The following is a 12,822-nucleotide window of genomic DNA, read 5'->3' as shown; positions in this document are numbered from 1 at the left end:
GGAAGCACCAGACTGTGTGCCGTGACCACCAATCCCGTGAGCGTTCCCACCCCGTCCACCGTCGAACACAACCGTTTGGCGGAGTCACCAGGGGTCAGCGGGCCATGGCGTCAGTGGGGCCCGTATCTGGCGGGACGGCAGTGGGGCACGGTGCGCGAAGACTACTCCGAGGACGGAAACGCGTGGGCGTCGTTTCCGTTCGATCAGGCGCACAAGCGTGCCTACCGCTGGGGTGAGGACGGAATCGGTGGAATCTGCGATCGATTCGGTTTCCTGAATTTCGCGTTCGCCCTGTGGAATCGCAAGGATCCGATTCTGAAGGAACGACTCTTCGGGTTGGCCAACGAGGAGGGGAATCACGGCGAGGACGTCAAGGAGTATTTCTGGGCGATCGACGGCACTCCGACGCACAGTTGGATGCAGTGGCTCTACCGCTACCCGCATGCGGAGTATCCGTACGCGCACCTGCGCGAGGAGAGTGCCCGACGCGGCCGAGACGACCGCGAATACGAATTGGCCGATACCGGGATCCTGGACGAGAACCGGTTCTTCGACGTTCAGGTCACGTATGCGAAAGCGTCGCCCGACGACATCTGCATCACGATCTCCATCACCAATCACGGACCCGAGGCGGCATCGGTCGATCTGCTGCCGCAACTGTGGCTGCGCAACACCTGGTCGTGGGGGCGCGACGATCGCGGCGGATCGCTCACCCAGCTGACCCGACCGGAACTTCTGGCCGGCGGCCTCGAGGCCGTTGCCGCCGATCACGGCTTTCTCGGTCGGTACTACCTCAGTGCCGAGGGATCGCCGTCAGTGTTGTTCTGCGACAACGAAACCAATGCAGAGTCCTTGTGGGGGCAGGACAACCTGTCGAAGTACCCCAAGGACGGTATCGGCCGACATGTCGTCGACGGCGAACAGGGTGCGGTGAACCCCGAGCAGACCGGAACGAAGGCTGCATTCTGGTATAGATTCGACGACATCGCCTCGGGCGCAACCCAATCGGTGCGACTGCGCTTGTCGCCCCATCGGCCGGACGAGCAGACGTTCGGTGCGGGATTCGACGCGGTCACCGGTGACCGTCGTGCGGAGGCGGACGAGTTCTACGGCGCAGTGATCGGTGCGGACCTCACCGATGCCGATCGACACGTGGCGCGGCGGGCATATGCGGGGCTGTTGTGGACCAAGCAGCTCTACCGCTACGACGTCGAGCAGTGGATCGAGGGCGACAAGGTGGGAGCCCCGGCGCCGCACTCGCGTCAGGACCCCAAGGGCCGTAACGCCCATTGGCGTCACCTCGCACTGGCCGATGTGATTTCGATGCCCGACGAGTGGGAATATCCGTGGTTCGCCGCCTGGGACTTGGCCTTTCACGCTATTCCTCTCGCACATGTGGACCCGGACTTCGCTAAGGAGCAGTTGGTCCTGATGTGCAGGGAATGGGCCATGCATCCCAACGGCCAACTGCCGGCCTACGAGTGGGAGTTCGGCGACGTCAACCCCCCGGTCCACGCCTGGGCGGCCTGGCACGTCTATCGGATCGACGGGTACCGGGATCGCGAGTTCCTGGTCCGGGTGTTCACGAAGTTGCTGCTCAACTTCGCGTGGTGGGTCAATCGCAAGGATTCGGAGGGGTCGAACATCTTCGAGGGCGGGTTCCTCGGTATGGACAACATCGGATTGTTCAATCGCTCCGCTCCGCTGCCGCCCGGTTTCCGTCTGGAACAGTCCGACGCCACGAGTTGGATGGCGTTCTACTGCCAGCAGATGTTCAAGATCGCACTCGAGCTCGCGCGCCACGACAGCGCCTGGGACGACGTCGCGACCAAGTTCTTCTCGCATTTCCTCTCGATCGCGAAGGCGGTCAACTCGTTCGGTTCGCAGCACATTTCGCTGTGGCACGAGGAGGACGGATTCTTCTACGACGTCCTCGTGCAACCCGAGGGCGACGCGGTACCGATGCGAGTGCGATCCATGGTCGGTCTGCTTCCCATTCTCGGGGCCACGGAAATTCCGCCCTGGGTCGAGGCGGAGTGCCCGGACCTCGCGGCGCGGCTGCGGTGGGTTCAGCACCGTCGGCCGGAAATGGTCTCACCGCTGCTGGCGCGTCGGGAAGGCAACGAGGTGCGCCTTCTGCTCACCCTCGTGCAGCCCGAGCGTCTCAAGCGGATTCTCTCGCGCATGTTCGACTCGGAAGAGTTCCTGTCTGAGTTCGGTATTCGTTCCTTGTCGGCTTCGTACCGCGAGCCGGTCACGTTCGACGTCGACGGTCGAAGCCTGTCCATCGAGTACGAGCCGGGGGAGTCACGGACCGGAATGTTCGGGGGCAACTCCAATTGGCGAGGGCCGGTGTGGTTCCCGGTGAACGTGCTGTTGGCGGACAAGCTGCGCGCCTACGGGCGCTACTACGGCGACTCGTTCACCATCGAAATTCCCACCGGCTCGGGAAACCATCGCACTCTCACCGATGCCGCAGACTTGATCGACAACGGCTTGGCAGGACTGTTCCGTCCTGTCGACGGCAAGCGGCCTGCCGACGGTCGGCGGATCGAATCGAGTTCCGATCCACTGTGGAGTGAGCACCCGACCTTCAACGAGTACTTCGACGGAGACACCGGCGAGGGACTCGGAGCAACACACCAAACCGGCTGGACGGCGTTGGTTGCGCACCTGCTCAGGCCACGTCTGCCGCTGTGAGGGCCTGCGGCCCATGTGAGTGGAACTTCGTAGTGGGCTACGAAGTTCCACGCACATGCGGCGCAGCCGCATAGTCTGGCGGGATGAAGATTCGCGGCGCTGTACTCGAAGAAATCGGCCGATCTCGTCCCTTCGCGGACTCGCATCCCATCACCGTCTCCGAACTCGAACTGGGCTCACCGGGTGACGGGGAACTGCTCGTCCGGATCGAAGCGGCCGGACTGTGCCACTCGGATCTGTCGGTGGTCGACGGTAATCGCGTTCGTCCGGTACCGATGTTGCTCGGCCACGAGGCCGCGGGCCGCGTCGAGGAAGTCGGCGCGGGCGTCGACGACGTAGCAGTCGGAACCCGTGTGGTCATGACGTTCCTGCCGCGCTGCGGTGACTGCGCGGGGTGCGCCACCGACGGCCAGATGCCCTGCGTCGTGGGAAGCGCGTCGAACAATGCGGGCACGTTGCTCGGCGGAGACATCAAATTGCACCGCGACGGTGCCGAGATCAAGCATCACCTCGGAGTCTCCGGCTTCGCCACACACGCAGTGGTCAGTAGAAAGTCGGTGGTACCGGTCGACGACGACATCCCAGCCGACATCGCAGCGGTCCTCGGTTGTGCAGTGCTCACCGGCGGCGGCGCTGTCCTCAACGCCGGAACTCCGAAGCCGGGGCAGTCGGTGATGGTGGTCGGCCTCGGCGGAGTGGGCATGGCGGCCGTACTGACCGCGGTCTCGATCGGTGCGGGTGAGGTCATCGGTGTCGATGGCGTCCCCGAAAAGCTCGTCGCCGCAACCGATCTGGGTGCAACGCAGGTCTATTCACCTGCGGATCTCGCAGAGAAGGGGATCAAGGCGGACATCGTCATCGAGGCAGCGGGCAACGCCCGTGCATTCGAAACTGCAGTCGCGGCAACGGCTCCCGGCGGAAAGACGATCACCGTGGGCCTGCCTGCTCCCGACGCCCGTTCGTCGATCTCTCCTCTCGGTCTGGTAGCCGAGGCGCGCACGATCATTGGTAGTTACCTCGGCTCGGCCGTCCCGGCACGCGACATTCCGACGTACGCCCAGATGTGGCGCGAGGGTCGACTGCCCGTCGAGAAGCTGATCTCCTCGCGCATCACGTTGGACGAGATCAACCGCGGCATGGACGAATTGGCCGACGGCAACGCCATCCGTCAGGTCATCGTTTTCGACTGACCGTCAGCGGTGGGCCGCGGTGGCCACCCACCGCCCGCGACGGCGAGAGATCTCGATCGGATGGTCGAAGCACGTGCTGATGTTGTCCGTCGTCAGCACCGTGTCGACAGGCCCCTGAGCGTGCACGCGCCCGTCGCGGATCAGCAATGCGTGGGTGGTCGAGGTGGGGATTTCCTCGAGATGGTGGGTGACCAGGATGCTGGCGAGCCCGGGATGTTCGGCACGCAGCGAGTCCAGCGCCGTCAGGAGTTGTTCGCGGGCAGCGAGATCGAGGCCGGTGGCGGGTTCGTCGAGTAGCAGCAGCGCCGGATCGGGCAGCAGTGCGCGAGCGATCAGTGCCCGGCCCCGCTCGCCCTGGGAGAGGGTGTGCCACGACGCGTCCACGCGGTGGGCAACTCCCAGCGACTCGACGAGCCGGTGGGCGCGAGCGACCTCGTCCTCGGTGGCCGACCACCTCGGGATCAGATCGGGCGTGTTGGTCAGTCCCGTCAGGACGACCTGGAGCAGAGTCAGCGGGGCCTCGATCTTCAGACGAGGGTCGACGTGTCCGATGTGCGCGCGTAATTCGCGCATGTCCACGCGGCCCAGGCGGTGGCCCAGTACGTGCACCGCGCCCCGCGTGGGATGGACGACGGCTCCCAGCAAGCTGAGCAGGGTGCTCTTGCCGGCACCGTTGGCGCCGAGCAACACCCAGTGCTCGCCTTCGTCGACCCGCACGGTCGCATCACTGAGGAGATAGCGGCCGCCACGGACGAGATCGACGCGGTCGGCGAACAGAACGCTGGACTTCACCGACCGACCGTAGCTGCCGGTGTCGGGGGCCTGGAAGTAGGCTCGGTCTTCGGTAGGACGACAAGACGACGACGAAACGAGTGTGGGAACGACGTGAGTGCAACGGCACCTGTTCGAGTAGGGGTACTGGGGTCACGCGGCAAGGTCGGTCAGGCGATCTGCGCCGCAGTCGACGCAGCCGGCGATCTGGAGCTCGTGGCAACTGTCGACCAGGGCGATCCGCTGGCGAACTTCGTCGACAGCGGTGCGCAGGTGGTCGTAGATTTCACCCATCCCGATGTGGTCATGGACAACCTGCAGTTCTTGGTCGAGCACGGCATCCATGCTGTCGTCGGCACGACGGGTTTCGACGAGCAGCGGCTCGAGCAGGTTCGTGAGTGGTTGGCCGGATCCCCACAGACGGGTGTGTTGATTGCACCGAACTTCGCCATCGGAGCGGTGCTGTCGATGCGCTTCGCTCAGCAGGCAGCCCGATTCTTCGATTCCGTCGAGGTGATCGAGCTGCACCACCCGAACAAGGCCGATGCGCCCTCGGGGACCGCGTACCGTACCGCCGCGCTGATCGCCGAAGCGCGGGCGGCAGCGGGCACCCCGAAGAGTCCCGATGCGACGACCACGGAGCTCGACGGTGCTCGCGGAGCCGACGTGGACGGAGTGCGCGTGCACTCCATCAGACTGGCGGGACTCGTTGCGCACCAAGAGGTTCTGCTGGGGACACAGGGCGAGACGCTGAGCATCCGACACGACTCGCTGGACCGGACGTCCTTTGCGCCCGGTGTACTGCTCGGAGTCCGAGAGATCGCTGCCCGTCCGGGGCTGACCGTCGGCCTCGACCCGCTTCTGGATCTGTGAGCTGATCGACAGTGAACAAAGCGACCAAAGTCGTCGCCATCATTGCAGTGATGGTGTTGATCCTCGGCTTCTACTTCTTCCTGCTCGGACAGCGCGGAGTGACGTTGATCCAGAACGGCGGGGTGGCCAGTACTGCCCTGGGGATCGGGGTCATCCTGCTGCCGATCGTCGGGTTGTGGATCGTGTGGGCGACGCTCAAAGCAGGATTGGACCATCAGCGGCTGGCGTCGCGCATCCGAGAGGAAGGCCTCGAACTCGACGTCGACGATCTGCCGAGGAGGCCATCGGGGCGCATCGAACGAGACGCAGCCGACGAACTCTTCCAACAGGTCAAGGCCGAATGGGAAAAAGATCCCGACAACTGGCGAAATTCATATCGACTGGCGCGGGCCTACGATTACGCGGGTGATCGCGGGCGCGCTCGCGAGACGATGAAACGTGCTGTGGCACTGGAACGTGCCGAGAGCTGACGGACATGGCGCGCACTCTGCTGATCGTTCACCACACACCGAGCCCGCCGATGCGGGAACTGCTCGAATCGGTCCTCGCCGGAGCCCGTGATCCCGAGATCAGCGGTGTGGACGTGCGCAGTGTGCCCGCGCTCGGCGCGACAGTCCCGGATGTGCTTGCCGCCGATGGCTTTCTCTTCGGTACCCCGGCGAACTTCGGTTACATGAGTGGTGCCCTGAAACACTTCTTCGACACCGTCTACTACCCGAGTCTCGATGCGGTATCCGGAAAGCCCTACGGTGCGTGGGTGTACGGAAACAGTGACACCGCTGGTGCCGGGCGGGCAATCGAAAGTATTGCAGCGGGTTGGGGATTGGACAAGGTTGCCGAGACCGCTCACCTGGTGGACAGCGGCAAGGAGTCGCGGGAGCGCTGCTACGAACTCGGCGGGACGATCGCGGCCGGTCTGTCCGACTGACTGCGGCCCGAGTCGGCGTGTACGTCTCGGCACGCTGCGGCCGCGCGAGTACCGACTCAGTCCGACTCGACAGGGGAGTGAGATCGCAGCACGTCGTCGGCTGGGATCGACAACGGAATTTCCAGAAGTCGTTCCGGCCAACTCGGGTACGCGGGTCTGATCCAGACACGGTTGTCGTCGAGCTGAGTCATCAACACCCGGCGCCACTGCCAATCGTCTTGCGGTGTCAGCAGATCGGTCTCGGGCTGCAACGGCAGTGGGGCTTTCGTCCAGTGCGGCAACGACAGGGACGCCAGTCCGCGTTCCTCCAGGGCGGCAATCGCGTCCTCCAGCGACACACCCAGCGCAACAGTGATACCCACCGGATTGACGGCATCGACCAGGTATCCCTCGTCGTCTTCGTCGTACGGGGCCGATTCACCCGCGCTGTGTGCGACGGTCCATCCGATCACCTCGCCGTCCGAGGCTCGTTTCACCGGCAATCTGCTACGCCACCGCTCGACATCCACTCACTCGAGGATACGCGGCTCGATGTAGTGAGTTCGGTGAAGAAACTATGTCCGATTGTGAGCAGGCAGGGTCGTGCTCGTGTTTGACTGCAGGGGATAGTCGACATTTGTACCGCTCTCCATACCAAGGGATTTCGATGACCCTCCCCATTCTCGACCGCTCCAGAATCGTTGCCACGCCCGAGTGGAGTCGCTGGCTGATACCCCCGGCAGCCCTGTCTATACACCTGGCGATCGGATCTGCGTACGCCTGGAGCGTATTCAAGAACGCCATCTCACAGCCCGACGCCCTGGGGCTCAGCGGAACGGTCACCGCCATACCGTTTCAGCTCGCCATCGTCATGCTCGGCCTGTCGGCCGCGATCTTCGGCACCAGAGTGGAGAAGAACGGCCCGCGTTGGGCGATGGCCGTTTCTCTTGTCTTCTTCGTATCGGGACTGCTCATTTCCGCACTCGGCATGGCACTCGGCCAGTTCTGGCTGGTGATCTTCGGATACGGCTTCATCGGCGGTATCGGCCTCGGAATCGGATATATCTCGCCCGTGTCGACGCTGATGAAGTGGTTCCCGGACCGGCCGGGAATGGCGACCGGTATCGCGATCATGGGCTTCGGCGGCGGCGCCCTGATCGCGTCACCTCTCACCAGCCAACTGATGGTGAACTTCGGCGGCTTCACCGATGGTTCGATCGCCAAGACGTTCCTCACCCTCGGCGTCGGGTACGCGGTGTTCATGGCGCTGGGAGTCGTGCTGATCAGAGTCCCGGCCGAGGGGTGGACACCGAAAGGCTGGACGCCTCCCGCGGCGTCGGCGATGATCTCGACGCACAACGTCTCCGCGGCCAACGCCGTCAAGACTCCGCAGTTCTGGCTCCTGTGGGTGGTGTTGTGCTTCAACGTCACTGCCGGCATCGGCATCCTCGAACGCGGCTCCGGGATCTACCAAGACTTCTTTCCGGACGCCACCTCCCCGGAATCGTTGGCCGCGGCGGCCGCTGGTTTCGTGGCGTTCCTGTCTCTGACCAACATGATCGGTCGCTTCGTCTGGTCCTCGGTCTCGGACGTGGTGGGTCGCAAGAACATCTATCGTCTGTACCTCGGTGTCGGCGCGCTCCTGTACCTGTACATCGCCCTGTTCACCAACACGAACAAGATCCTCTTCATGGTGTCGGCGCTGTTGATCCTGTCGTTCTACGGCGCGGGATTCGCAACCGTTCCGGCCTATCTCAAGGACCTCTTCGGTACGTACCAGGTGGGCGCAATCCACGGACGACTGCTCACCGCATGGTCGGTGGCAGGTGTTCTGGGACCACTGATCGTCAACGCCATCGCCGACGCCGGCGAGGCGGGAACCACCGGCCGGTACCTCCCGGCCTTCTACGTGATGATCGGATTGTTGGTCGTCGGGTTCCTGGCCAACGAAGCCATCAAACCGGTGGCGTCGAAATTCCATGAATCCGATTCGGCCGACGCCGCCGATTCGACGACCTCGACAGGAGCCAAGGCATGACCACCGCGCGAATGCAAGGAACGATGGTGATCGCATGGCTCTGGGTGTCCGTGCCGTTCGCCTACGGACTGTACGAGCTGATCCTCAAGGCCAAGAATCTCTTCAGCACCTGAACCACCGTGTCGGTGGATCGTGACAGGGTGGCCCGATGCGAGACATGAGTGCTGCCATGGCGCGCCGCACCGCCTTGGCCGCCCAAGGACTGGCGTCGACCCGATCGCGCACGCGGCCGGCGAGCAAGAGCGCGGTGCACGGAGCCATCGACACCACCGGGTTGTTGCAGATCGATTCGGTGTCGGTGGTGGTGCGCGCGCACTACGCGCCGGTGTTCAGTCGCGTCGGTGCCTACGACAGAAAAATCCTCGACGACGCCGCCTGGACCGACACCACCCGACGCCCGAGGCGGTTGGTCGAATACTGGGCGCACGAGGCAGCGTTGCTCCCGGTGGAGGACTGGCCGCTGATGCGGTGGCGCATGGAGTTGTACCGACACGGTCGATGGGGTGGAGCCGCCCGCATTCTCGATCGTGAACCCACACTGGTGGACGATGTTCTCGCCGTGATCGCAGAGCACGGCGCGGCCAGTGCGGGTGAGATCGAGAAGCATCTCGACGTCGAGAAGCCCGGGCGCAAGGGTCCCTGGTGGGATCGAAGCGACGTCAAGGTCGTGTGCGAGCAACTCTTCGCTGCCGGAGTGGTCAGCGTGCCGGCACGGTCCGGGTTCGTTCGGCAGTACGAGCTCAGCGAACGGGTGCTTCCCGACGCTGTTCTCCGTAGGCAGGTCGACGAAGCGGATGCGGTGCGGGCCCTGATCGAAAAGTCCTCTCGTGCACTGGGAATCGGCACCGAGCCGGATCTGCGAGACTACTATCGGCTCTCCCAGAAGCAGTCCAAGGCCGCAATCGCCGACCTCGTGGAAGACGGCGTCCTGGAGCAGGTATCCGTCCGAGGGTGGAACGCGCCGGCCTATGTGCACCGCGACGCCAGAACACCGAGGACTGCCACCGTCGCAACCCTGTTGTGCCCGTTCGATCCGATGATCTTCTATCGGCCGCGTGTGGAGAGAATCTTCGATTTCCACTATCGCATCGAGATATACACCCCGCAGCACAAGCGAATTCACGGGTACTACGTATTTCCCTTCCTGCTGGACGGCCATCTAGTGGCACGCGTCGATCTCAAGGCCGTGCGGGCGAACTCGGAACTACACGTCATAGCGGCGTACGTCGAAGGCGACCGCGATCCACGCGACATCGCACCCCGGTTGCGTGACGTCCTGCACGAGATGGCGGAGTGGCTCGAACTCGAACGTGTGGTGGTGGGTACCCGAGGTGATCTCGTCGCTGCGCTGCGATGACATGATCCGGCGTGCGCTCGGTGAGGATCGGTGCCAGTATTTTCGAGCATGACCACTTCTCCGACAGGCATGGACACCGAACTCCCACCCCAGGTCGTCGTCCTGTTCGGGGCGACCGGAGATCTGGCCAAGCGGAAATTGCTGTCCGGGATGATGCACTTGGCGTTGTCCGAGCTGGCACCGAACATTCGCGTGGTGGGTACCTCGCTCGAGGAGATGTCCACCGACGAATTTCGCACCCTCGCTCGCGAATCGATCAATGCGTACTCCAGTCGTAAAGTCGGCGACGAACAGTGGCGGCAGTTCGCATCGCGGCTGACGTATGTCTCGCAGAAAGCCGGGCCGGCGGCGCTGGGTGCCGCGGTAGCCGAGGCCGAGATCGAACTCGGAGGCAACGCCAAGCGGTTGCACTACCTGTCGGTTCCGCCGAGAGCTGCACTGGCCGTGGTGGATACGCTCGCCTCTGCAGACCTGGTCAAGCGATCGCGCATCATCATGGAGAAGCCGTTCGGAACCGATCTGCAGACCGCAATCGACCTGAACGCTCGCCTGCACGAGACTTTCGACGAAGAACAGATCTATCGAATCGATCACTTCCTCGGCAAGGAACCGGCGCAGAACATCCTGGCGTTCCGTTTCGCCAACGGGCTGTTCGAGCCGATCTGGAACCGCAACTTCATCGATCACGTTCAGATCGACATCCCGGAAGAGCTCGCCCTCGACGGTCGGGCCGGGTTCTACGAGTCCACCGGTGCGTACAAGGACATGGTCGTCACTCACCTGTTCCAGGTGCTCGCGTTCATGGCGATGGAACCGCCGACGGCACTCGAACCGCGTGCGATCGGCGAAGAGAAGAACAAGGTGTTTCGATCGATGGTCCCGCTGGACCCGAAAAATGTTGTGCGCGGACAATATACGGGCTACCGCTCGGAGGAAGGTGTCGCCCCTGACTCCGACACCGACACGTTCGTGGCACTGAAATGCGAAATTGACAACTGGCGCTGGGCCGGTGTGCCGTTCTACCTCCGTAGCGGGAAACGTCTCGCCGAAGGCCAACGCATCATTTCGATAGCGTTCCGAGAGCCACCGAAGAGCATGTTTCCTGCCGGTTCGGGGGTGGGAGCGCAAGGTCCCGACCACCTCACCTTCGACCTGGCGGACGCATCCAAGGTGTCGCTGTCGTTCTACGGCAAGCGGCCCGGGCCCGGGATGCGGCTGGACAAACTGAGCATGCAGTTCGCCACACACGAAACCGAACGCGCCGGCGACGTGCTCGAGGCCTACGAGCGGTTGATCCTCGACGCCATGTACGGCGACCACACGCTCTTCACCACTGCCGAGGGTATCGAACGACTGTGGCAGGTGTCGGAGCCGTTGCTTGCCGATCCACCGCCGGTGCGCCTGTACGCACCGGGATCGTGGGGCCCCAACTCCATCCATCAGCTCATCGCGCCGCATGCGTGGCGGCTGCCGTTCGAGCGACAATGGAGAGAGAAGAAGTAGGGGCGTGAGCGGAAACAGGGGAGAGCGTTCAGTTGTTCCAGCCGCGGTCCTTGCGCATCTGATCTCGTAGCGCGCCCTGAACCGCTTGGGAGAGCCACGAGTTCAGAGACACCCCGCTGTTGTTCGCTGCGTCTTCGGCTCGTTCCTTGATCTGCTCGACGAGTCGGAGCGTGACGCGTCGTACCTCGCCCGAGACATCGTCCATGGTCGGATACTCCTCGGCGACAGCCTCTTTCGGCTCGCCGTCGTGGTCCGATGTCGAGTCGTGGCGTCGAACGTCTGCGTGTGCCTGCCCACCGTCCAAGCGGACGACCACGGTCAGCTCGTCCAGTTCGTTCGACACCTCGGCCGCGAAGTCCGACAAGGCGGTCAGCAGCATCAACCGCGCCGACGCTTCCGCGGTCTTGCCGAGGGCCTCGGCTGTCTGCCGGGTGTGTTCGTCGCCCAAGGCCGCCGCGGCCATCAAGTCGGTGCGCAGAGTGGCGGTGTACTTGCTGAGTTCCATGATGTCAGTGTGACGTCAGAGCTGACGTCAGTCAAGGTGCATCATGATGTCAGCGCGACGTCATGAAGACATCTGTGGTGGCGTCGTGCGCGGCAGGGTGTGGTCGACGCCGTTTAGGGTTGGGCGGTGTCGTCAGAAATCAAAGGTCGAGCTGCGCCTCGAACAGTCGCGCTGAACGTGCAGTTGGTGGCTCGAACCGAGTTCGTGCCACCCGCCGACATTCCGTGGGAGACCGACGCCGACGGTGGGCAGGCGTTGGTGGAATTCGCCGGCAGAGCGTGCTATCAGAGTTGGTCGAAACCGAACCCTCGCACTGCGACCAATGCGTCGTACCTACGTCATCTGCTCGACGTCGGACACCTGTCCGTGCTCGAGCACGCGAGCGTGAGCTTCTACATCACCGGCATCTCTCGGTCGTGCACACACGAGTTGATTCGGCATCGACATTTCTCGTATTCACAGTTGTCGCAGCGCTTCGTGCCCGAGCACGATGCCAACGTGGTGCTTCCGCCGGCCGTGGAGGGCGACCCCGAGCTCGAGGCCCTGTTCGCATCGGCGACGGAGGCGAGTCGAGCGGCGTACAGCGAGTTGCTCGCCGCCCTCGACGGCAAACTGGAGTCGGTCACCAACGCTGCCTTGCGTGGCAAGCAAGCTCGACAGGCGGCTCGTTCGGTTCTGCCGAACGCCACCGAAACTCGTGTGGTGGTGAGTGGGAACTATCGCGCATGGCGGCATTTCGTGTCGATGCGGGCCTCGGAGCACGCGGACGTCGAAATTCGTCGCGTCGCCGTCGAATGTCTGCGTAAGCTCGTGAACGTGGCGCCCGACGTGTTCGGCGACTTCGAGATCACGACTCTGCCGGACGGAACGGAAGTCGCACGCAGCCCCTTCGTCACCGAGGTCTAGGAATCGCGTTCGAGGCTCGAACGGACCGGCGCGGACCACCGGTGTCAGCGGGGAGTCCCGCTGCGTAGGAGT

At 63.7% G+C, this 12,822-nt stretch carries 12 protein-coding genes; 9 read left to right on the top strand and 3 right to left on the bottom strand.

The features are described 5' to 3' along the window. Positions 1-21 precede the first annotated feature (21 nt). Positions 22-2,700: a glucosidase gene (locus tag AB0O58_RS10580; RefSeq protein ID WP_283541484.1), complete on the top strand. Its 2,679-nt coding sequence runs from the start codon at positions 22-24 to the stop codon at positions 2,698-2,700. An 83-nt stretch (positions 2,701-2,783) separates the two neighbouring features. Further along, positions 2,784-3,890 carry an alcohol dehydrogenase catalytic domain-containing protein gene (locus AB0O58_RS10575; protein ID WP_032400601.1) on the top strand — a complete coding sequence of 369 codons (1,107 nt, stop codon included), beginning with the start codon at positions 2,784-2,786 and terminating at the stop codon, positions 3,888-3,890. Between the two features lie 3 nt (positions 3,891-3,893). On the opposite strand, the gene AB0O58_RS10570 is transcribed toward AB0O58_RS10575, so the two are convergent. After that, positions 3,894-4,682 carry an ATP-binding cassette domain-containing protein gene (locus tag AB0O58_RS10570; protein WP_032400602.1) on the bottom strand — a complete coding sequence of 263 codons (789 nt, stop codon included), beginning with the start codon at positions 4,680-4,682 and terminating at the stop codon, positions 3,894-3,896. Between the two features lie 93 nt (positions 4,683-4,775). Here AB0O58_RS10570 and dapB point away from each other — a divergent pair, with 93 nt between their 5' ends. From dapB to AB0O58_RS10555, 3 genes are read left to right on the top strand one after another with little or no spacing between them, the layout of a single operon-like run. Next, a complete protein-coding gene (dapB, locus tag AB0O58_RS10565; RefSeq protein ID WP_027496797.1) occupies positions 4,776-5,534 on the top strand; it encodes a 4-hydroxy-tetrahydrodipicolinate reductase in 759 nt (252 codons plus the stop codon). A 50-nt stretch (positions 5,535-5,584) separates the two neighbouring features. Continuing rightward, positions 5,585-6,004, top strand: a complete 420-nt coding sequence (locus AB0O58_RS10560) for a hypothetical protein (RefSeq protein ID WP_063216903.1) — start codon at positions 5,585-5,587, stop codon at positions 6,002-6,004. Between the two features lie 5 nt (positions 6,005-6,009). Further along, a complete protein-coding gene (locus tag AB0O58_RS10555) occupies positions 6,010-6,462 on the top strand; it encodes an NAD(P)H-dependent oxidoreductase (protein WP_032366463.1) in 453 nt (150 codons plus the stop codon). A gap of 56 nt (positions 6,463-6,518) precedes the next feature. On the opposite strand, the gene AB0O58_RS10550 is transcribed toward AB0O58_RS10555, so the two are convergent. After that, on the bottom strand, positions 6,519-6,971 hold the full coding sequence (locus AB0O58_RS10550; protein ID WP_052061557.1) for a hypothetical protein: 453 nt from the start codon (positions 6,969-6,971) through the stop codon (positions 6,519-6,521). Positions 6,972-7,108: 137 nt separating this feature from the next. Between AB0O58_RS10550 and AB0O58_RS10545 the strand changes: the two genes are divergently transcribed. From AB0O58_RS10545 to zwf, 3 genes are all read left to right on the top strand, one after another. Further along, a complete protein-coding gene (locus AB0O58_RS10545) occupies positions 7,109-8,479 on the top strand; it encodes an OFA family MFS transporter (protein WP_027496813.1) in 1,371 nt (456 codons plus the stop codon). A 148-nt stretch (positions 8,480-8,627) separates the two neighbouring features. Then, a complete protein-coding gene (locus tag AB0O58_RS10540; protein ID WP_032383355.1) occupies positions 8,628-9,836 on the top strand; it encodes a crosslink repair DNA glycosylase YcaQ family protein in 1,209 nt (402 codons plus the stop codon). A 48-nt stretch (positions 9,837-9,884) separates the two neighbouring features. Then, entirely contained in the window at positions 9,885-11,339 is a 1,455-nt protein-coding gene (gene zwf / locus AB0O58_RS10535; RefSeq protein ID WP_032400605.1) for a glucose-6-phosphate dehydrogenase, read from the top strand. A gap of 28 nt (positions 11,340-11,367) precedes the next feature. Here zwf and AB0O58_RS10530 read toward each other — a convergent pair whose 3' ends face one another. After that, on the bottom strand, positions 11,368-11,844 hold the full coding sequence (locus tag AB0O58_RS10530) for a hypothetical protein (RefSeq protein WP_032400606.1): 477 nt from the start codon (positions 11,842-11,844) through the stop codon (positions 11,368-11,370). A gap of 126 nt (positions 11,845-11,970) precedes the next feature. Here AB0O58_RS10530 and thyX point away from each other — a divergent pair, with 126 nt between their 5' ends. After that, positions 11,971-12,750 carry an FAD-dependent thymidylate synthase gene (gene thyX / locus AB0O58_RS10525; protein ID WP_230593475.1) on the top strand — a complete coding sequence of 260 codons (780 nt, stop codon included), beginning with the start codon at positions 11,971-11,973 and terminating at the stop codon, positions 12,748-12,750. Positions 12,751-12,822: the final 72 nt, after the last annotated feature.

Source organism: Rhodococcus sp. NPDC080181 (genome assembly GCF_040702225.1).
Classification (GTDB): Bacteria; Actinomycetota; Actinomycetes; order Mycobacteriales; family Mycobacteriaceae; genus Rhodococcoides; species Rhodococcoides fascians.
This window is presented reverse-complemented; position numbering and strand designations above follow the sequence as displayed.

What these genes read in the sequence shown, in the direction of transcription:
- AB0O58_RS10575 (WP_032400601.1), top strand. Translation starts at nt 2,784, where the DNA reads ATGAAGATTCGCGGCGCTGTACTCGAAGAAATCGGCCGATCTCGTCCC.
- AB0O58_RS10560 (WP_063216903.1), top strand. Translation starts at nt 5,585, where the DNA reads ATGGTGTTGATCCTCGGCTTCTACTTCTTCCTGCTCGGACAGCGCGGA.
- AB0O58_RS10555 (WP_032366463.1), top strand. Translation starts at nt 6,010, where the DNA reads ATGGCGCGCACTCTGCTGATCGTTCACCACACACCGAGCCCGCCGATG.
- AB0O58_RS10545 (WP_027496813.1), top strand. Translation starts at nt 7,109, where the DNA reads ATGACCCTCCCCATTCTCGACCGCTCCAGAATCGTTGCCACGCCCGAG.
- AB0O58_RS10540 (WP_032383355.1), top strand. Translation starts at nt 8,628, where the DNA reads ATGCGAGACATGAGTGCTGCCATGGCGCGCCGCACCGCCTTGGCCGCC.
- zwf (WP_032400605.1), top strand. Translation starts at nt 9,885, where the DNA reads ATGACCACTTCTCCGACAGGCATGGACACCGAACTCCCACCCCAGGTC.
- AB0O58_RS10530 (WP_032400606.1), bottom strand. Translation starts at nt 11,844, where the DNA reads ATGGAACTCAGCAAGTACACCGCCACTCTGCGCACCGACTTGATGGCC.